This is a genomic window from Rhizobium sp. NXC14 (assembly GCF_002117485.1).
Classification (GTDB): Bacteria; Pseudomonadota; Alphaproteobacteria; order Rhizobiales; family Rhizobiaceae; genus Rhizobium.
Window position 1 is genome coordinate 4,029,488 of the sequence record NZ_CP021030.1, and the last position, 19,656, is coordinate 4,049,143.

17 protein-coding genes are annotated in these 19,656 nt (G+C 60.8%); 8 read left to right on the forward strand and 9 right to left on the reverse strand.

The features are described 5' to 3' along the window. Window positions 1-15: 15 nt before the first annotated feature. Window positions 16-1,041: a LacI family DNA-binding transcriptional regulator gene (locus NXC14_RS19680; RefSeq protein ID WP_085779571.1), complete on the reverse strand. Its 1,026-nt coding sequence runs from the start codon at window positions 1,039-1,041 to the stop codon at window positions 16-18. 92 nt (window positions 1,042-1,133) lie between these two features. Here NXC14_RS19680 and NXC14_RS19685 point away from each other — a divergent pair, with 92 nt between their 5' ends. The 4 genes from NXC14_RS19685 to NXC14_RS19700 all read left to right on the forward strand — a co-directional run bounded on the left by NXC14_RS19685 (window position 1,134) and on the right by NXC14_RS19700 (window position 6,828). After that, window positions 1,134-2,318: a phytanoyl-CoA dioxygenase family protein gene (locus tag NXC14_RS19685; RefSeq protein WP_085779572.1), complete on the forward strand. Its 1,185-nt coding sequence runs from the start codon at window positions 1,134-1,136 to the stop codon at window positions 2,316-2,318. 153 nt (window positions 2,319-2,471) lie between these two features. Continuing rightward, window positions 2,472-3,293 (forward strand): SDR family oxidoreductase, encoded by an 822-nt coding sequence (locus tag NXC14_RS19690; protein ID WP_085779573.1) that lies wholly within the window; start codon window positions 2,472-2,474, stop codon window positions 3,291-3,293. Window positions 3,294-3,389: 96 nt separating this feature from the next. Then, a complete protein-coding gene (locus tag NXC14_RS19695) occupies window positions 3,390-4,301 on the forward strand; it encodes an SMP-30/gluconolactonase/LRE family protein (protein ID WP_085779574.1) in 912 nt (303 codons plus the stop codon). 280 nt (window positions 4,302-4,581) lie between these two features. Then, the gene (locus tag NXC14_RS19700) at window positions 4,582-6,828 is read left to right on the forward strand and encodes a glycoside hydrolase family 2 TIM barrel-domain containing protein (protein ID WP_085779575.1); all 2,247 of its coding nucleotides are present in this window, start codon (window positions 4,582-4,584) and stop codon (window positions 6,826-6,828) included. A 64-nt stretch (window positions 6,829-6,892) separates the two neighbouring features. Here NXC14_RS19700 and NXC14_RS19705 read toward each other — a convergent pair whose 3' ends face one another. The 4 genes from NXC14_RS19705 to NXC14_RS19720 form a co-directional block, all read right to left on the reverse strand. After that, complete coding sequence (locus tag NXC14_RS19705; RefSeq protein WP_085779576.1) at window positions 6,893-8,008, reverse strand: ABC transporter ATP-binding protein; 1,116 nt, start codon at window positions 8,006-8,008, stop codon at window positions 6,893-6,895. Between the two features lie 3 nt (window positions 8,009-8,011). After that, window positions 8,012-8,983 carry a carbohydrate ABC transporter permease gene (locus NXC14_RS19710; protein ID WP_085777846.1) on the reverse strand — a complete coding sequence of 324 codons (972 nt, stop codon included), beginning with the start codon at window positions 8,981-8,983 and terminating at the stop codon, window positions 8,012-8,014. Then, window positions 8,980-9,933, reverse strand: coding sequence for a sugar ABC transporter permease (locus tag NXC14_RS19715; RefSeq protein WP_085779577.1), 954 nt, complete (start codon window positions 9,931-9,933; stop codon window positions 8,980-8,982). The genes NXC14_RS19710 and NXC14_RS19715 overlap by 4 nt, the downstream gene beginning before the upstream one ends. Before the next feature lie 147 nt (window positions 9,934-10,080). Further along, on the reverse strand, window positions 10,081-11,340 hold the full coding sequence (locus NXC14_RS19720) for an ABC transporter substrate-binding protein (protein WP_085779578.1): 1,260 nt from the start codon (window positions 11,338-11,340) through the stop codon (window positions 10,081-10,083). Window positions 11,341-11,645: 305 nt separating this feature from the next. Between NXC14_RS19720 and NXC14_RS19725 the strand changes: the two genes are divergently transcribed. The 4 genes from NXC14_RS19725 (at window position 11,646) to queE (ending at window position 14,583) form a co-directional block, all read left to right on the forward strand. Next, the gene (locus NXC14_RS19725; protein WP_085779579.1) at window positions 11,646-12,704 is read left to right on the forward strand and encodes a LacI family transcriptional regulator; all 1,059 of its coding nucleotides are present in this window, start codon (window positions 11,646-11,648) and stop codon (window positions 12,702-12,704) included. A gap of 87 nt (window positions 12,705-12,791) precedes the next feature. Further along, the gene (gene queC, locus NXC14_RS19730; RefSeq protein WP_085779580.1) at window positions 12,792-13,502 is read left to right on the forward strand and encodes a 7-cyano-7-deazaguanine synthase QueC; all 711 of its coding nucleotides are present in this window, start codon (window positions 12,792-12,794) and stop codon (window positions 13,500-13,502) included. Then, window positions 13,502-13,858: a 6-carboxytetrahydropterin synthase QueD gene (gene queD, locus NXC14_RS19735; RefSeq protein ID WP_085779581.1), complete on the forward strand. Its 357-nt coding sequence runs from the start codon at window positions 13,502-13,504 to the stop codon at window positions 13,856-13,858. Before queC ends, queD begins: the two co-directional genes overlap by 1 nt. After that, window positions 13,855-14,583 (forward strand): 7-carboxy-7-deazaguanine synthase QueE, encoded by a 729-nt coding sequence (queE, locus tag NXC14_RS19740; RefSeq protein ID WP_085779582.1) that lies wholly within the window; start codon window positions 13,855-13,857, stop codon window positions 14,581-14,583. Before queD ends, queE begins: the two co-directional genes overlap by 4 nt. A 5-nt stretch (window positions 14,584-14,588) precedes the next feature. Here the strand turns inward: queE and NXC14_RS19745 are convergent, their stop codons facing one another. From NXC14_RS19745 to nrdI, 4 genes are all read right to left on the reverse strand, one after another. Further along, window positions 14,589-15,812, reverse strand: a complete 1,224-nt coding sequence (locus NXC14_RS19745) for an adenylate/guanylate cyclase domain-containing protein (protein WP_085780202.1) — start codon at window positions 15,810-15,812, stop codon at window positions 14,589-14,591. A 100-nt stretch (window positions 15,813-15,912) separates the two neighbouring features. Next, window positions 15,913-16,887, reverse strand: coding sequence for a class 1b ribonucleoside-diphosphate reductase subunit beta (gene nrdF, locus NXC14_RS19750; protein ID WP_085780203.1), 975 nt, complete (start codon window positions 16,885-16,887; stop codon window positions 15,913-15,915). A 208-nt stretch (window positions 16,888-17,095) separates the two neighbouring features. Beyond that, entirely contained in the window at window positions 17,096-19,264 is a 2,169-nt protein-coding gene (gene nrdE / locus NXC14_RS19755) for a class 1b ribonucleoside-diphosphate reductase subunit alpha (RefSeq protein ID WP_085779583.1), read from the reverse strand. Then, entirely contained in the window at window positions 19,243-19,644 is a 402-nt protein-coding gene (nrdI, locus tag NXC14_RS19760; RefSeq protein ID WP_085779584.1) for a class Ib ribonucleoside-diphosphate reductase assembly flavoprotein NrdI, read from the reverse strand. The genes nrdE and nrdI overlap by 22 nt, the downstream gene beginning before the upstream one ends. Window positions 19,645-19,656: the final 12 nt, after the last annotated feature.

Here is a 19,656-nt window from a genome sequence, read left to right on the forward strand (position 1 = left end):
AGGAAGTCAATTGGCTCAACCGGGCGTGGGCATATTATAGGGCGTGACGATTTCGACGGAAGAAAGTGAAGCTGGAACGGCCCGCCCCGGTGCTTGTGCCCGCCTCATGATTGCCCTGAAGGCCGAGCGGGCATCGGTTCTGAGATCGTGATGCAGCACGAAGCCGATACGGCCTGCGGCAAGCAGGGCGCGGTTATCGGCATCGAGATCGTGGGCGACGAAGACGCGGACGGGACGCTCTGCCGCATCGAAGGCAGCCAGCACCGCGCGATTGCCGCCGCCGATCGAATAGACGGCATTGATGGCTGGATCAGCCGCAAGTGCTGCCGCCGCAAGCATTCCCGTGGCGGTATCGGTGCCGTGCCCTTCGCTGATTTCGGCAATGCCGATTGCGGGATAATGGGCGCGGATGACGCGGCGAAAGCCCATTTCGCGCTCCTCCTCGCCGCGGAACCGCCCGCTCGACAGCGTCACCAGCACCTTGCCGCCGGCAGTTCCGAGGAATTCGCCGATCAGATAGGCGGCGGTCTCTCCCGCAGCCCGGTTGTCGGCGCCGGCGTAAGCGATGCGGGACGAATTCGGCAGATCGGTCACCAGCGTCACCACCGGAATGCCGGCCGCATCCGCCCGCGCGACGGCCGCGGCCACCTCGGCAACGTCAGGCGCCTTGAGTACGATGCCATGCGTGCCGCGCAGCCGGATACGATCGAGAATCTGCACCAGTTCGGCCGGCTTCATCACCTCGGCAAAATGGAAACGGCAGCGGAAAACGCCGGGCAGGAAGGCCGCCATCTCGGCCTCGAAAGCGGCGCGCACTGCATCGCTAAACCGCTGCGGCGTCTCCATGACGATATCGATCGCCAGCTTTCGCCCACTGCCCATCGCGCCGCCCTGCTGTTTTTCCAGTTCGGCGATCGCCGCCCTCACCCGCATTGCTGTCTGCTGACGCACACCCGGCCGGCCGTTCAGCACCCGGTCGACGGTGGCGGTGCTCAGTCCCGCCTGGAAGGCGATGTCCTTGACGAGAAAGGGATGGGCCATAGAATCCCCTTGATGGTTTTTTGATGGATTTCTGATCTACATCACCCGGTATCGCAGCGTATAGTGCCTTCAGCGAAAGAGGAGGAGCCATCATGAAGACCGACAATCAGCAGAAACTGCGCGCCGACCGAGTCTGGCTCAGCGAAGATGCCTGCGATCTCGACGATTTTCGCCGCCTTGCGGAAAAGACTACCGCGCTTGCCGATTACCCCACAGCTTCAGCCGTCGAGAAGAACGTGCTGATCTATGACAGCCGCAAGGTAACGGCGGCGGCAACCGGCGAAGGCAAACGCCTCGTGCTGGCCGAAATCTGCGAAGCCTTCGGCGAAGGCCCAGGCGTCGTCGTTTTCAAACATGCTTATCAAGACATCGGCATCATCGACCGCGCCAGCGCGATTTTCGATGCCATCATCGAGGAACAGCACCGCACCTCGACCGGCGGCGGCGATCATTTCGCCAAGCCTGGCGCCAACGATCGCATCTGGAATTCGCTGGAAAAACACTGCCTCGCCGATCCGGAAAATTTCGCCGAATATTACGGCAACGCCGTTATCGCGCTCGCAAGCGAAGCCTGGCTCGGGCCGAGCTATCAGATGACGGCGCAGGTCAACCGCGTCAATCCGGGCGGTGCGGCGCAGTCGGCCCATCGCGACTATCATCTCGGCTTCCAGTCATCGAAGGTTATCGAGCAGTTTCCGGCGCATGTTCACCGGCTCTCGCCTGTTCTGACGCTGCAGGGCGCGGTCGCGCACTGCGACATGCCGCTCGAAAGCGGTCCGACGCTCTTCCTGCCGCACAGCCAGACCTATTTACCGGGTTATCTGGCGCTGAAGCGCCAGGAGTTCCGGGATTACTTCGAGGCCAACCACGTCCAGCTGCCGCTCGAAAAAGGCGACGTCGTCTTCTTCAATCCCGCCCTCTTCCACGCCGCTGGCACCAACCGTTCGGCCGACATAAAGCGTGTCGCCAACCTCCTGCAGGTCTCCTCCGCCTTTGGACGGGCCATGGAGACCGTCAATCGCGAGAGGATGAGCGCCACGCTCTTCCCCGCCCTGAAGGCATTGCAAGACCGGCTCTCGTCCGACGAAATCGCGAACGCCGTCGCCGCCTGCGCCGAAGGTTATTCCTTCCCCACCAATCTCGACCGCGACCCGCCGCTCGGCGGGCTGGCGCCGAAGACGCAGGCGCAGCTGATGCATGAGGCGCTGCGGGAAGGCTGGAGCGACGAGACCTTCAAGGTAGCGCTTGCCGAGCAGGCGCGGAAGAAGTTGAGCTGAAGTAGAAATAGAGGCCCCCTCATCCGCCTGCCGGCACCTTCTCCCCGAGGGTAGAAGGTGCCCGTAGGGCGGATGAGGGGGCCACACGGCACCAATCTAAGAGCCTCCCGCATCGCGGGAGGCATTCGCACATCATCACTAAGGAGGAATTACATGAGCACGGATCACGGCCGACTTGACGGCAAGATCGCCATCGTCACCGGCGGTACGCAGGGCTTGGGCGCAACCATCGCCCGTCTCTTCGCCGAACGCGGCGCGGCAGGCATCGTCATCTGCGGCCGCAACGAAGCCAAGGGCGAGGCGAAGGCCGCGGAGATTTCAGCGGCGACCGGCGCCAGAGCCGTCTATGTCAAAGCCGATCTCGGCCAGGTCGAAGACGCGAGGAATGTCGTCCACGCATGCGACAAGGCCTTCGGTCGTGTCGACGCGCTGGTCAATGCCGCCGCCATTACCGATCGCGGCACCATCCTCGACACCAGCCCCGAACTCTTCGACGCCATGTTTGCCGTCAATGTGCGGGCGCCGTTTTTCCTGATGCAGGAAACAGTGAAGGTCATGCGCCGCGAAAAGATCGAAGGCACGATCGTCAATATAGGCTCGATGTCGGCTAAAGCCGGCCAGCCCTTCATCGCCGCCTACTGCGCTTCCAAGGGCGCGCTGGAAACGCTGACGAAGAACACCGCTTATGCGCTGCTGCGCAACCGCATCCGCGTCAACGGCCTCAACATCGGCTGGATGGCCTCCGAAGGCGAGGATCGCATTCAGCGCGAATATCACGATGCACCTGCAGACTGGCTGGAGAAGGCAGCGGCGAATCAGCCCTTCGGCCGGCTCGTCGATCCACACGAAGTGGCGCGCGCCTGCGCCTACCTGTCATCGGCGGAATCCGGCCTGATGACCGGCTCAGTCATCTGTTTCGATCAATCGATCTGGGGTGCTTACGACGGCTCGCCGCATCCGGTCGCCGCTCTCTGAGAAAACCCGAGCCCTCACATTTCCCGCTGCCGCGCTCTGGTCGCTGGGAGGATTTGTCGCTAGGAGAAAGACAGCAGCATTCAGGGAGGAACTGGCGTGGCTGACAATCCGCTTTATGAGGTCCGCGATGAACGTTTCGCCGCTCTGGTTATCGGCAGCGCCGCCCTCGATGAGCTTTATTCCGGCTGCCGCTGGACGGAGGGCCCGGTCTGGTTTTCCGACCTGAACTGCCTTCTCTGGAGCGATATCCCGAACGAACGCATGATGCGCTGGACACCGGATGGGACGGTCTCCGTCTTCCGCTCGCCCTCAAACTATGTCAACGGCAATACCCGCGACAAACAGGGCCGGCTCATCTCCTGCGAACATGGCGGCCGCCGGGTCACCCGCACCGAATTCGATGGCAGCATCACCGTCCTCGCCGACAGCTACCAGGGCAGGAGATTGAATTCGCCAAATGACGTTGTCGTCCATTCGGACGGCGGGATCTGGTTCACCGATCCGACGTACGGCATCCTCTCGGACTACGAGGGCCACAAAGCCGAGCCCGAACAGCCGACCCGTAACGTCTACCGGATCGACCCGATAAGCGGCGCAATCGACGCCGTCGTCGAAGATTTCATCCAGCCGAACGGCCTTGCCTTCTCGCCCGATGAAACGAAACTCTACATCGCCGATTCCGGCTCGGGCAAACACGAAGTGCCATGCCACATCCGGGTTTTTGATGTCGTCGACGGCAGAACGCTTGCCAACAGCCGCTATTTCTGCAGCCTCGATGCCGGCCATCCCGACGGTTTTCGTTTCGATATCGGCGGCAACCTTTGGACAAGCGCGGGTGATGGTGTGCATTGCTTCTCGGCCGATGGCACGCTGCTCGGCAAGATCAAGGTGCCGCAGACGGTGTCCAATCTCACCTTCGGCGGCCCTAAGAAGAACCGGCTGTTCATCACCGCGACCCGTTCGGTCTATTCGATCTATACCAAGACGAACGGCGCACAATATCCGTAGTTTATGGAGCACAGCGCCGTGCGTTGGACAGGCATGCCTGACGATATCGCCGTCGTCTGATAGGACGGTGTTGCCCCGGAGCGTGATCTGCAAGGGGCGGCAGCGGTTCCGGATGACGGCCTGCACGAAAAAAGCTAAAGCGCATCGCATGAATCAGTTTTGATGCGACGCGCTGGAGCGCTCGCGCCTCATTGCATCAAGGAGGAATACCCGATGATCCGATTTTCATGCGCCAAAGGGAGCCGCACGGCTCCTGATGCTACGACCCGGAGAGCCTAAGATGCGTTCCGTCGTTTCCTTCAACGAGGGCTGGAGTTTCCACGAGGGCTTCGGTCAGCGCCTGCTCGAAAACTTCGATGCCGCCAAGCCGGTCAGCCTGCCCCACACCGCCGTCGAACTGCCCTTTAACTATTTCGATGAAAAGAGCTATCAGCGCGCCTTCACCTATCAGAAGGTGCTGCGCTGGCTGCCGGAATTCGAGGGCCGCGAGGTTTCGCTGATCTTCGACGCCGCGATGGCCGATAGCGTCGTCTATCTGAACGGCGAGGAGATCATCGCCCACAAGGACGGCTATACTCCCTTCGAGGCCCGCCTTACCGGCAGGCTGGTCAAGGGCGAAAACCTCGTGACCGTGAAAATCGACGGCAGCGAAAATCCTGCCATTCCACCCTTCGGCGGCCGCATCGATTACCTGACCTATGCCGGCATCTACCGCGATGTCTGGCTGAAGGTCACCGACCCGGTCTCGATCCGCAAGCTCAAGATCGAAACATCAGACGTTCTCGCCCCTGAGAAATCCGCCACCGTCCGCGTCGATATTGCCAATCCCGAAGGCCGCAATTTCTCTGCAACGGTCACCGCCACGCTGAAGCAGGCCGACGGCGCCGTGATCGCCACCGCCGCGACCGAAACGATCGGCGAGCAAACCCGACTTTCCTTCGGCGGCCTCACCGGCATCGCGCTCTGGGACATTAGCAATCCAGCGCTCTACGAAATCTCCGTCGAAATCAGGACCGAGCACGGCTCCGACCGTCTCTCCACCCGTTTCGGCTTCCGTACCGCCGAATTCACCCCCGAAGGTTTCCGCCTCAATGGCAAGCCGCTGAAATTGCGCGGCCTCAACCGCCATCAGGCATTCCCCTATGTCGGTTACGCCGCCGGCCGTTCCGCCCAGGAACGCGACGCCGACATCATGAAGAGCGTGCTGAAGTGCAATATCGTCCGCACCTCGCATTACCCGCAGTCAAAATGGTTCCTCGACCGTTGCGATACAATTGGCCTCCTGGTCTTCGAGGAAATCCCCGGCTGGCAGCATATCGGCGATGCCGACTGGCAGAAGGAATCGATCGAGAACGTCCGCCGCATGATTGAGCGCGACTGGAACCATCCCTCGATCATCATCTGGGGCGTGCGCATCAACGAGTCGCAGGATAGCCACGACTTCTACGTTGAGACCAACCGCTTGGCCCGTGAGCTCGACAGCACCCGCCAGACCGGCGGCGTGCGTTACATCACCGAAAGCGAGCTGCTCGAAGACGTCTACACGATGAACGACTTCATCCTCGGCAACGAGGAACTGCCGGGCTCCAACCGCCCGCGCACCGCGCTCCGCACCCAGCAGGAAAATACCGGGCTGTCACATAAGGTGCCGTACCTCATCACCGAGTTCAACGGCCATATGCACCCGACCAAGATCTACGATCAGGAACAGCGCCAGGCCGAGCATGTGCGCCGTCACCTCGAAGTGCTGAATGCCGCCTACGGCGATCCGGATATCTCAGGCGCCATCGGCTGGTGCATGTTCGATTACAATACCCACAAGGATTTCGGCTCCGGCGATCGCATTTGCTATCACGGCGTCATGGACATGTTCCGCGAACCGAAATTCGCGGCCTATGCCTATATCAGCCAATGCGATCCTTCCGAAGAGATCGTCATGAAGCCCGTTACCTTCTGGGCGCGCGGCGAGCGCAATATCGGCGGCGTGCTGCCGCTGATCATCCTGACCAATTGCGACGAGGTGGAACTGCAATATGGCGGGCTCAGCAAACGTATCGGTCCGGATCGGGAGAATTACCCGCACCTGCCGCATCCGCCTGTTGTGCTCGACCACCGGCACTTCACATCAGATGAGCTCGGCACTTGGGGGCTCGAATGGATCGACGGCACCCTCACCGGCTATATCGACGGCACGCCCGTGGCCAGCCTGAGGCTGGCGGCCGATCCCTTGCCGACGACGCTGGAAATCGTGGCCGACGCCGGCACGCTGAAAGCCCGCGAACGTGACAGCACGCGTGTCATCATCCGTGCCCTCGATCAGTGCGGTAATCGCCTGCCGTTCATGAACGACAGCATTTCGCTGAAGGTGCATGGCCCGGCAAAGATCGTCGGCCCAGCCAATGTGCCGCTGCAGGGCGGCACATCAGGCTTCTGGCTGGAGGCGACGGGGCTGGTGGGAGAAATCACCGTCGAAGCGGTCTCCTCACGTTTCGCGCCGGTGACCCTCAACCTAACGGCCGTCGCCTAACGCATAACCCGAAATCGAGATGGAGCGCCCTTGGCGCGTCTTAGCGGACGCACGGCGCTCCACCTTATGCGATCCGCGCCTGCGTTTCCGGATCGAAGAAGACGGCCTTGTCGAGATTGAAGGCGAGGCGTGTGTGCTGGCCGGGCGCGATGCCGGCATCGGCGCGCAGGCGCGCGACGACTTCCTTGCCGCCGAGCTTGGTGACGGCGAAGGTGTCGGAGCCGGCCGGTTCGACAACCTCGATCAGGCAGTCGCCTTCGGTGAGCGAGCGGGCATTGCGGTCGGCGCCGTCGGGGTCGGTCAACGCCTCCGGGCGGATGCCGAAGATCACCTGCCGGCCGGCATAGGAGGAAAGGCCGTTGCCGGTCATCGTGACGGGAAGCCTCAGCGGGGCGGCGTTCGGCCGTTCGAGCGAGACCGCAAGGCCGCCGGCGCCGTTCTCGACCGAGGCCTTCACCAGGTTCATCGCCGGCGAGCCCATGAAGTCGGCGACGAACATGTTGGCGGGATTGTTGTAGATCTCCGCCGGCGTGCCGAACTGCTGGACGATGCCGTCCTTCATCACGGCGATGCGGGTGGCGAGCGTCATCGCCTCGATCTGGTCGTGGGTGACATAGACGATGGTCTTGGCGGTCGCCTGATGCAGCCGCTTGATCTCGATGCGCATGTCGACGCGGAGTTTCGCGTCGAGGTTGGAGAGCGGCTCGTCGAACAGGAAGAGCTTGGGATCGCGCACCAGCGCCCGGCCCATGGCGACGCGCTGGCGCTGGCCGCCCGACAGCTGGCTCGGCTTGCGGTCGAGCAGATGGCCGATCTGCAGCACCTTGGCGACCTTGTCGATCGCCTGCTTGCGCTCCTCCTGCGGCACGCCGCGCATCTCCATGCCGAAGGCGATGTTGCCCGCCACCGTCATGTTCGGATAGAGCGCATAGGACTGGAACACCATGGCGATGTCGCGCTTGGAGGGATGCAGGCCGTTGACGGCGCGTCCGTCGATGCGGATATCGCCTGACGTGATCGTCTCCAGCCCGGCAATGGTGTTGAGCAGGGTCGACTTGCCGCAGCCGGACGGGCCGACCAGCACGAGAAAGCCGCCCTTTTCGAGTTCGAGATCGATACCCTTGAGGATGTCGACGGCGCCGAAGCGCTTTCTGAGACCGGAGATTTCCAGGAAAGCCATGGGTTACCCTTTGACTGCGCCCGCCATCAGGCCACGCACGAAGTAGCGGCCGGCGAGGATATAGACGATGAGCGTCGGAACGGCCGCGATCATCGCCGCCGCCATGTTGACATTGTATTCGACCACCCCGGTCGAGGTGTTGACGACATTGTTGAGCGCCACCGTCATCGGCATGGAATCGCCGGTGCCGGCATAGGCCGAGGCAAACAGGAAGTCGTTCCAGATGTTGGTGAACTGGTAGATGACCGTGACAACGATGATCGGCAGCGAGTTCGGCAGCATGATGCGGCGGAAGATCTGGAAGAAGCTGGCGCCATCGACCTGGGCGGCGCGCACCAGTTCGGTCGGAAACGCCTCGTAGAAATTGCGGAAGAACAACGTCGTGAAGCCGAGGCCGTAGACGACGTGGACGAAGACCAGATTGACCGTCGAATTGCCGAAGCCGAAGTTCCAGCCGGTGGCGTTCTGCAGCGTCACCCCGAAGCGGCCGAGCGAGCCGAGAATGGTCGCCATCGGCAGCAGCACCGATTGGAACGGGATGAAGCAGGCAAACAGCATCAGCCCGAACACCAGCGTGTGGCCGGGAAAACGCCATTTGGTCAGGACATAGCCGTTCAGCGCCCCGAAGAAGGTGGAGATCACGACCGCCGGCACCACCATCTTGATCGAGTTCCAGAAGTAGCCCTTGATGCCGGCGCAGGTCAGCCCGACGCAGGCCTCGCCCCAGGCCTTGACCCAGGGATCGAAGGTCGGCGCCTCAGGCAGCGCCAGCATGTTGCCGTTCTGGATCTCGTCCATCGTCTTGAACGAGGTCACCAGCATGACGAAGAGCGGCATCAGATAGAGGATGGCGAAGATCACCAGCAGGCCGTAGATGACGATGCGGCCGATAAAGCGGGCGCTGTTGCCGCGCTCCGCTGCTTCGGCTGCCGTTGCCGATGATGACGTGCCGAGGGCAGAGGTGACGCCGCTCATCGGGCCTTCTCCTTCAGTTCGGAATAGAGATAGGGAACGATGATCGCCGAGATCGTCATCAGCATGATGATGGCGCTCGCCGAGCCGACGGCCATCTCGTTGCGCTTGAAGGTGTATTCATACATGAAGTTCGACGGCAGCCAGGCCGAGCCGCCAGGCCCCCCTGAGGTCAGCGCCACCACCAGGTCGTAGGATTTGATCGCCATATGCGCGAGCACGATGAAGGCCGACAGGAAGATCGGCCGCAAGAGCGGGATGATGATGCGCCGATAGAGCTGGAAAGGCGAGGCGCCATCGATCTCAGCCGCCTTCATGATCTCGCCGTCGATGCCGCGAAGCCCGGCCAAAAACATCGCCATGACGAAGCCCGACGCCTGCCAGACACCGGCGATGACGACGGTATAGATGACGAAGTCCTTGTTCTTGATCCAGTCGAAGTGGAAGCTCGTCCAGCCGAAGTGATGCAGGGTCTGCTCCAGCCCGAGGCCGGGATCGAGGAACCACTTCCAGGCCACCCCGGTGACGATGAAGGAAAGCGCCATCGGATAGAGGAAGATCGGCCTGAGCAACCCCTCGCCGCGGATCTTCTGGTCGAGCAGGATGGCGAGCAGCAGGCCGAGCGCCAGACAGATGCCGACATAGAGGAAGCCGAAGATCGCCATGTTGGTGATCGATGTGTACCAGGAGGACGGCGGGTCGCTCTCGAAGGTCCAGCGCCACAGCCGCTGATAGGCGCGCGCGCCGGTCAGCTGATAGGAGGGGAAGGTCTTGGAATTGGTGAAGGAGAGATAGGCCGTCCAGACGATGAAGCCGTAGACGAAGATCAGCGTGATGACGAAGCTCGGCGCCAGCACGATCTTCGGCAGCGCATCCTGCAGCCGGCCCCTGAGCGAGGTCGGCGTCGCCTGCCCCGGCGTCAGAACCGGATCGGTGGTGGCAACTGTGCTCATGGAATGCATCTCCTCGCTGCATGTCGTCATGCATGTCGTCATGGGGCTGGCCAGCATGCCTGTCCCCGCATGATCGCCCCCGCATATCCGTCAGGGGACTGAAGCTTCCCCGCGAAGACGCGGGGAAGCCTTGTCATCGGCCTCGTCTCAGCGGGCGTCGTCGATCGCCTGGACGAGCTGGGTGACGGCTTCGTCCGAGCTCTTGATCTGGCCATGGACGAACTTCGAGACGACGTCCTTATAGGCATTGGCGATCGCCGGAGGCGCGCCATAACCTTGGGCCAGCGAACCGAACAGCGTGCCGCCCTCGTTGGCCGCCTTCAGGTCGGCGATGCCCTTCTTGCCGCAGGCGTCGAAGTCGGTGTCGGGTACGTCGGTGCGGGCCGGGACCGAACCCTTGACGACATTGAAGGCCGACTGGAAGCTCTTCGACAGCGTTGCGGTCGCCAGCGCCACCTGGGCCGCCTTGCGGTCCTCGGGAACGTTGAACATGCCGAACATGTCGGAGTTGTAGATGACGCTGCCTTCGGTGCCGGGGAAGCGGTAGCAGAGGAAGTCTTTATCCGGCGTCTTCTTGGCGGCGACGAATTCGCCCTTGGCCCAGTCGCCCATCACCTGCACCAGCGCGTCGCCCTTGATGACCATGGCGGTCGCCAGGTTCCAGTCGCGGCCGGAGAAGTTCGGATCGACGTATTTGACGATCTTGGCGAGGTTGTCGAAGGACTTCTTCATCGTGTCCGACTTCAGCGATTCCTCGTCGAGGTCGTTGAAGGCCTTCTTGTAGAACTCCGGTCCGCCGGTCGACAGCACGATGGAATCGAACATCGTCGCTTCCTGCCAGTTCTGGCCGCCGAGCGCCAACGGGATGACGCCCGCAGTCTTGGCCTTGTCGAGCAGGGCGATCAGATCGTCGAAGGTCTTCGGCTGGCTGCCGCCGATCTTGTCCATCACCGCCTTGTTGATCCACAGCCAGTTGACCGAGTGCACGTTAACCGGAGCGGCGACCCACTTGCCGTCATAGACGGAGAACTTCTGAAGTGCGGCCGGCACCGACTTGTCCCAGCCTTCCTTCTTGGCCGTCTCCGTCAGGTCGCCCATCACGCCGGCCTGAGCGTAATCGAGCACGGTATAACCGAGCATCTGCGAGGCCGTCGGATAGGTGCCGGCCGCCACCATCGCCTTCAGCGCCGTCATCGCCGCATCACCACCGCCGCCGGCAACCGGAACGTCCTTCCAGGCAAAACCTTCCTTCGACAGATCCTCCTTCAGGACGTTCAACGCGGCCGCCTCGCCGCCAGACGTCCACCAGTGCAGCATCTGCACTTCCTTCACGTCGGCAGCCTGCGCCGCACCCAAACCAGCCAGCATCACGACAGCGACAGCTGCCGAGCTCATGAACTTGCGCATGAATTTCCTCCCGTTTGAAATCGGCGGCGGGACCCTCCCCGCCACCAGATGCGTCCCGCCATTGCGGCGGTCGGCATGAAGCCGCGCTCCTCCGCGCGGTTAACAATTTAAAACGTTATAAGCCTTTGGTCGTCAAGCCCTTTCTCGACACCCGAGAAAAATATTATTCGCATAACACGTTGAATTATAGTCAAATAATCCGAAAGGATAATGAGGTGTTAAAATTTAAAACGTTTTCATTCCTCAGATTGCGAACCCGAGTCATCATGTTATTGTATCGGCAATTCCAGCATGGAAAGCCTAGAGTGACCGAACCGTCCCGGCCGCATCGCGGCGAAAATGTTGATATTACGCCCAAGCGCGGCAAGCCGACCTTGCGAACGATCGCCACGATCGCCGGCCTTGCGGTGACAACGGTGTCGCGCGCGCTTTCCGATGCGCCGCAGATTTCGCTCGAGACCCGCCAACGGGTGCACCGTATCGCCCGCGAAATCGGCTATCTCCCGGATCGGGCGGCGCAGCGTCTGAAGACAGGCCGCACCAACGTCGTCGCCATCCTGCTTGATTCCCACGAGGAGGTGGTCGGCTTCAGCACCTCGATCATGTACGGCATTGCCAAGGCGCTGAAAGAGACGTCCTACCATCTTGTCGTCGCTCCGAACTTCCTGTCGACAACCAATGTCGAAGCCGCCGAATACATCATCCGCAACCACCTTGCCGACGGGCTGATCTTCACCCGGACCGAGCCGCTTGATGCCCGCGTCCGCCTGTTGCTCGAAACCGGCTTTCCCTTCATCTGTCACGGCCGCACGGAATTTTCGACGCCGCATCCCTATGTCGACTACGACAACTTCACCTTTGCCTATGAAGCGACACGCCGGCTGATCGCCAAGGGCCGCACCAAGGTGGCGGTGATCCTGCCGCCGAAACGGCTGACCTTCTGCCAACATATTCTGCACGGCTTCATGACGGCGGTACGGCAGGCCGGCGTCGCCTATGAAATCCCCGAGACCGTCGATCTCGACACGCCGGCGGATGTGCTGCGCGACTTCATCCGCGGCCGCGCCGCCGCGCTGGGGGCTCCCGATGGTTTCATCTGCCCCGGCGAAGTTTCGGCGCTTGCCGTCATCAGCGGCATGAGCGATGCCGGCCAGACGCTCGCGGCCGACTACGATATTGTCGCCAAGGAGACATCGCGCCTTCTCACTCAGTTGCAGCCGAAGGTCGATACGATCCATGAGGATCTGACAGCGGCGGGAGAGGATCTCGGCCGCATGCTGCTGCATCGCATCAACAATCCCGACGCTGAGAATTTGCAGCTTCTTCTGCCGCCGCAGATCAACTTTCCGATCGGTCAACGCTAAAACTGTTTTCATGAAGCGTAATTTGGCGTAGAAGCGCGCGTGTAATCCGGTCGCAGCCCACCCGGTCAAAACAAGGGAATCCAAAATATGAAAACCATCGTCGTCTGCTCCGGCGGACTCGACTCCGTTTCGCTTGCCCACAGGATGGCGGCGGAAGAGCAGCTTATCGGTCTCGTCTCCTTCGACTACGGTCAGCGGCATCGCAAGGAACTCGACTTTGCCGCCCGATGCGCCGCGCGCCTTGCCGTCCCCCATCATATTATTGACATCGCCGCCATCGGCGGCCATCTCAGCGGATCGGCCCTGACCGACAATATCGAGGTTCCGGACGGCCACTACGCCGAGGAAACCATGAAGGCCACCGTGGTACCCAACCGCAATGCCATCATGCTGGCCATCGCCTTCGGCCTGGCCGCCGCGCAGAAAGCGGATGCGGTCGCCGTCGCCGTGCATGGCGGCGATCACTTCATCTATCCCGACTGCCGGCCGGGCTTTATCGATGCTTTCCAGCGGATGCAGAACGAAGCGCTGGACGGTTATGCCAGCGTCAAGCTGCTCGCACCCTATGTCGACATTTCCAAGACTGACATCGTGGCCGATGGCGCAAAACACGGCACGCCTTTCGCGGAAACCTGGTCCTGTTACAAGGGCGGCATTCTCCATTGCGGGCGCTGTGGAACCTGCGTCGAACGCCGCGAAGCCTTCCACCTTGCCGGTGTCGCCGATCCGACGGAATACGAGGATCGCGACTTCTGGAAAGCGGCGGTGTCGCAATTTGCCGCGACGGAGGTGCGTTGATGTACCGCATCACCAAGGAATTTCATCTCTCCGCCTCGCATCAGTTGGATCATCTGCCGGCCAATCATCAATGTGCCCGGCTCCACGGTCACAACTATATCGTCGTCATCGAACTTTCTGCCGAAACCCTGAATGACGACGGCTTCGTTCGCGACTATCACGACCTCTCGCCGCTCAAAAGCTATATCGACGAGACTCTCGATCATCGACATCTGAACGAGGTGTTCGGTCATTCGAAAGTCACCTCCGAGTTCCTGGCCAAGCACTTCTACGACTGGTGCAAGCAGCGCTTCCCCGAGACTTCGTCCGTCCGCGTCAGCGAAACGCCGAAGACCTGGGCGGAGTACAGACCATGAGCGCGGAGACCATCCGCGTCAGCGAGATCTTCGGTCCGACCATACAGGGCGAAGGCGCATTGATCGGCCTGCCGACGGTGTTCGTCAGGACGGGCGGTTGCGACTATCGCTGCTCCTGGTGCGATAGCCTTCATGCAGTTGATAGCGCGTTCAGGGATCAATGGATGCCGATGTCCGTCGAGGCGATCTGGCAGGAGGTCACCAGGCTTTCCGGAAGCAGACCGCTGACGGTTTCCCTTTCGGGGGGCAATCCGGCGATCCAGCCGCTGGGGCCGCTGATCGAACTCGGCCATGCCAAGGGATACCGCTTCGCGCTGGAAACCCAGGGAAGTGTCGCCCGGAACTGGTTTCGCGATCTCGATACGCTGGTCTTGAGTCCCAAGCCGCCGTCGAGCGGAATGCAGACAGACTGGGAGCAGGTCGACAATTGTCTTCGGCTGTCCGCCGGCGGACCGGAGATCGCTTTGAAAATCGTCGTCTTCGACGATGCCGATTATACGTTCGCCCGAGAGGCGGGCGAGCGCTATCCCTATATTCCCCTGTACCTTCAGCCGGGCAACCATACACCGCCGCCCCCCGATGACGACGACGCGCGCATCGATATCGACGGCGTGATGGATCGCATGCATTGGCTTGTCGAGAAGGTGACAGTCGACCAATGGTTTGCGCCGCGCGTCCTGCCGCAGCTGCACGTGCTGCTTTGGGGAAACAAGCGCGGCGTCTGAGCCCGCTATGGTTCCGGAAAAGCGAAGACATCGACAGGCTCTCCGAGCCCGCGCAACGGGAAGGTGCCGAGACTGTCCATGTCTTTGGCGCAGCCCGCCATTTCGACGAAGGCCCGCGACAAGAGCACCGGCCGCTTGACCTCCTTGGTCAGGCTTTCCAGCCTCGAGGCGACATTGACCGCCGGGCCGATGACGGTGAAATCCAGCCGCCGGCGCGAGCCGATATTGCCGTACATGACGTCGCCGACATGCACACCGACGCCGTAGCGCAGCGGTTCCCGTCCCGTGCGCAGGTGCTCCTCGTTCAGCTCGGCCATCGACGCCTGCCCTTCGCGGATCGCCTGCAGCAGATCGAGGCAGGCCGTCTCCTTGGCTAGCGGGAAGATCGCCAGCAGCCCGTCTCCCATGAACTTCAGGATTTCCCCGCCATGTCGTTCGATCGGATCCGACATGGCGTCGAAATAATCGTTCAGCAGGTGGATGACGTCATCACGCGGCCAGAGATCGGAGATCGCCGTGAAATCGCGCAGATCGCAGATCATGATGGCCGCGCCGACGGTCGCGCCGCTGCCGCGGGTCGTGACACCTGACAGGATATGCTCGCTCGCGTGCGGTCCCACATAGGTCTGCAGCAGCGTGCGTGCCATGATGTTCTTCAGCCTGATCTCGCTGACCAGGGTCAGCGCCGGCAGGAGATCGCGCAGGAAATCGGTATGCTCGCCCGTAAAACCACCCGGCCGAGATGTGGAAAATGTCACGACGTGACGTTTTCCGAAAGTATGCTCGATCGGCCAGGCGATGTATTCCGTGAGGCCGTCGTCGCGCAGTTCCTGAAAGAGACTATCTTCGTCGTCTTCGGCTGCACCTTCCAACTGTTTGCGAAACTCCTCCGCACCCTGATGGATCGCGTTAACCGGGCTCTTCAAGAATTCCGGCGTGGTTTCGACACCATAGGCGAATGTGTCGATTTTCGCTTCCGCCATGCCCTCTTTCCAAAGGATGCGGGCGCCGATCCATTGCGGATGGTTCGTCCTGAAATGCAGCGTCGCGCGCGCCACCGGCACCCCCGCTGCCAAAAGCTTCTCGCACATTGCCACCAGGATGTTGTCGATGAAGCGCTCGCCGCGCGTCTCGTTCACCAGCCAGTCGAGGATCCGCCTCCGGCGGATCGGCCAGGCGCCGTCATCCGTTTCAACGGCAGCCCCGGCCTTGTTCAAAAAAGAGGACATCGAAACCCCACTACGCCGCATCACCGACGAACACCGAATTCATTTTCCGTGAATGTGGTCGATGGCGAAGCAAATGATAAGGGGAGACTGCAATTAAGTCTCAGAAATCCCAGTCCTCGTCTTCGGTGGCCACGGCCTTGCCGATGACATAGGAGGACCCCGAGCCGGAGAAGAAGTCGTGGTTCTCGTCGGCATTCGGCGACAGCGCCGACAAGATCGCCGGATTGACCTTGCAGGCTTCGGCCGGAAACAGTGCTTCGTAGCCGAGGTTCATCAGCGCCTTGTTGGCATTGTAGTGGAGGAACTTCTTGACGTCCTCGCTCAGTCCGACTCCGTCATAGAGCGCTTCGGTATATCTCGCCTCGTTATCGTAGAGGTCGAGCAGCAGGTCGAAGGCGAAATCTTTGATCTCCTGACGGCGCTCTTCGGAAAGCCGTTCCAGCCCGCGCTGAAATTTGTAACCAATATAATAGCCGTGCACCGCCTCGTCCCGGATGATGAGCCGGATCATATCGGCCGTGTTGGTGAGTTTGGCGCGGCTCGACCAGTACATCGGCAGATAGAAGCCGGAATAGAACAGAAAACTTTCCAGGAAGACGCTGGCGACCTTCTTCTTCAAAGGGTCGCCGGAGGCATATTGCTCCATGACCAGCGCTGATTTGCGCTGAAGAAATTCATTCTCCTCGGACCAGCGATAGGCATCATCGACATCAGGCGTCGAGCACAGCGTAGAGAAGATCGAGGAATAGGAACGGGCATGCACCGCTTCCATGAAGGAGATGTTGGAAAGCACTGCCTCCTCATGCGGCGTCGCCGCATCCTCCATCAACCTGATGGAGCCGACTCCGTTCTGAATCGTGTCGAGCAGCGTCAATCCGGTGAAGACCCGAATGGTCAGCTGCTGCTCGGCCGCCGTCAGCGTCGCCCAGGAAGGGATGTCGTTCGACAGCGGCACCTTTTCCGGCAGCCAGAAATTGCCGGTGAGGCGATTCCAGACCTCGAGATCCTTGTCGTCCTCGATGCGATTCCAGTTGATGGCGCGCACGCGGCTGATTGGCGTTACGGCGATGTTCATGATGATTTGTCCTTCCAATATTTGATGGCGCTCGGAGCCCCCTCACCCTCCCCTCTCCCCGAGGGGAGAGGGGACGTGGCGTCCGCCGCAAATGTCTTCTCCCCATCGGGGGTCCGAAGGACGGGTCGAGACCCGTGGCTCGACCCCGGCCGGTGCCGGCAGGCGGATGAGTGGGCCATTTGCTCAAAGGCACGCGGCCGAAATCAAATCACAGCGTACAAGACACGCAGCCCTGCACTTCGGTCCCCGACAGCGCCATCTGGCGAAGGCGGATGTAGTAGATCGTCTTGATGCCCTTCTTCCAGGCGTAAATCTGCGCCCTATTGATGTCGCGCGTCGTCGCCGTATCACGGAAGAACAGGGTCAGCGACAGGCCTTGGTCGACATGCTGGGTCGCTGCCGCATAGGTGTCGATGATCTTCTCCGGCCCGATCTCGTAGGCGTCCTGATAGTAGTCGAGATTGTCATTGGTCATGAACGGCGCCGGATAATAGACGCGGCCGATCTTTCCTTCCTTGCGGATCTCGATCTTCGAGACGATCGGATGGATCGAGGAAGTCGAGTGGTTGATATAGGAGATCGAGCCCGTCGGCGGCACCGCCTGCAGGTTCTGGTTATAGAGGCCTGAGGCCATCACCGCCTTTTTCAGCGCCACCCAGTCTTGCTGTGTCGGAATATGGATGCCCGATTTGTCGAACAACGCCTGCACCTTTTCGGTCACCGGCTTCCATTCCTGCTCGGTATATTTGTCGAAATAGTCGCCTAAAGCGTATTTCGAATTCTCGAACCCCTTGAAGCTCACACCACGCTCGACCGCCAGACGATTGGAGGCACGCAGCGCGTGATAGGTCACCGCATAGAAATAGATGTTGGTGAAATCGACGCCTTCCTCAGAGCCATAGAAGATGCGTTCGCGGGCGAGGTATCCGTGCAGGTTCATCTGCCCGAGGCCGATCGCATGGCTCTCGTCATTGCCTTTCTCGATCGAAGGAACCGAGGAGATATGGCTCATATCGGACACCGCTGTCAGCGCCCGGATCGAGGTCTCGATCGTCTTGCCGAAGTCGGTCGAATCCATCGCCGCAGCAATGTTCAGCGAACCGAGATTGCAGGAAATATCCTTGCCGAGATGCTTGTAGGAAAGATCGTCATAATAGTCGCTCGCCTCGCTCACCTGCAGGATCTCCGAGCAGAGGTTGCTCATGGAGATGCGCCCGGCAATCGGGTTCGAGCGGTTCACCGTGTCCTCGAACATGATGTAAGGGTAGCCGCTTTCGAACTGGATTTCGGCGATGACCTGGAAGAATTCGCGCGCCTTGATCTTCTTCTTCGAGATGCGGGCGTCCGCCACCATTTCCCGGTACTTCTCCGTCACCGAAATCTCGGTGAAAGGCACGCCGTAGACCCGTTCCACGTCGTAGGGCGAGAACAGGTACATGTCCTCATTGTTCTTGGCGAGTTCGAAGGTGATGTCGGGCACGACAACGCCGAGCGACAGCGTCTTGATGCGGATTTTCTCATCGGCGTTTTCACGCTTGGTGTCGAGAAAGCGCATGATATCGGGATGATGGGCGTTCAGATAAACCGCACCCGCCCCCTGCCGCGCACCGAGCTGATTGGCATAGGAGAAGCTGTCTTCCAGGAGCTTCATGACGGGGATGATGCCGGAGGACTGGTTTTCGATCTGCTTGATCGGCGCGCCCGCCTCGCGGATATTGGTCAGCGACAGGGCCACGCCGCCGCCGCGTTTCGACAACTGCAGCGCCGAATTGATCGACCGGCCGATCGATTCCATGTTGTCCTCGACGCGCAGCAGGAAACAGGAAACGAGTTCGCCGCGCTGCTTCTTGCCGGCATTGAGGAAGGTGGGCGTTGCCGGCTGGAAGCGGCCGGAAATGATCTCGTCGACTATGTCGCGAGCAAGGGCCTCATCGCCGCGCGCCAAAGCCAGCGCCACCATGCAGATGCGGTCTTCGTAGCGCTCGAGATAGCGCTTTCCGTCGAAGGTCTTCAGCGTATAGCTGGTGTAATATTTGAAAGCCCCGAGGAAGGTAGGAAACCGGAATTTCCTGGCATAGGCCTGATCGAACAGGTCGCGGACGAAATTGAAGGAATACTGGTCGAGAACCTCCTGCTCGTAATAGCCCTCCGTGACGAGGTAATCGAGCTTTTCCCGAAGATTGTGAAAGAACACGGTGTTCTGGTTCACATGCTGCAGGAAATATTGCTTGGCCGCCATGCGATCCTTGTTGAGCTGGATCTTTCCCTCGTCGTCGTAGAGGTTGAGCATCGCGTTCAGTGCATGATAGTCGAGTGTTTCGGCCGCTTTCAGCGGTTTTGCGCCCGCGTCCCGCGTCAGATTTGTTCCCGTGTCCAAAATCGTCCCATCCCGTCTTTGACATTGGCGATATCCTCGGCAGTTCCCAGGAGCTCGAACCTGTAGAGGTACGGCACCTGGCACTTCTTCGAGATGACATCGCCGGCGATTCCATAGGTCTCGCCGAAATTGCTGTTGCCCGCAGCAATCACGCCGCGGATGTTGGAGCGGTTTTCCGCCTCGTTGAGGAAGCGGATCACCTGCTTGGGCACGGCCCCTTTACCGCCGTTTCCGCAATAAGTAGGCGAGATCAGCACATAGGGTTCGCGAATGTGGATGGCCTCAGCGCCGAGGGGGATGCGCGCCGCGCGCAATCCCAGCTTCTCGACGAAACGATGGGTGTTCCCGGATCGGCTGGAATAATAGACGATCAGCCCCACCGCTTTTCTCCG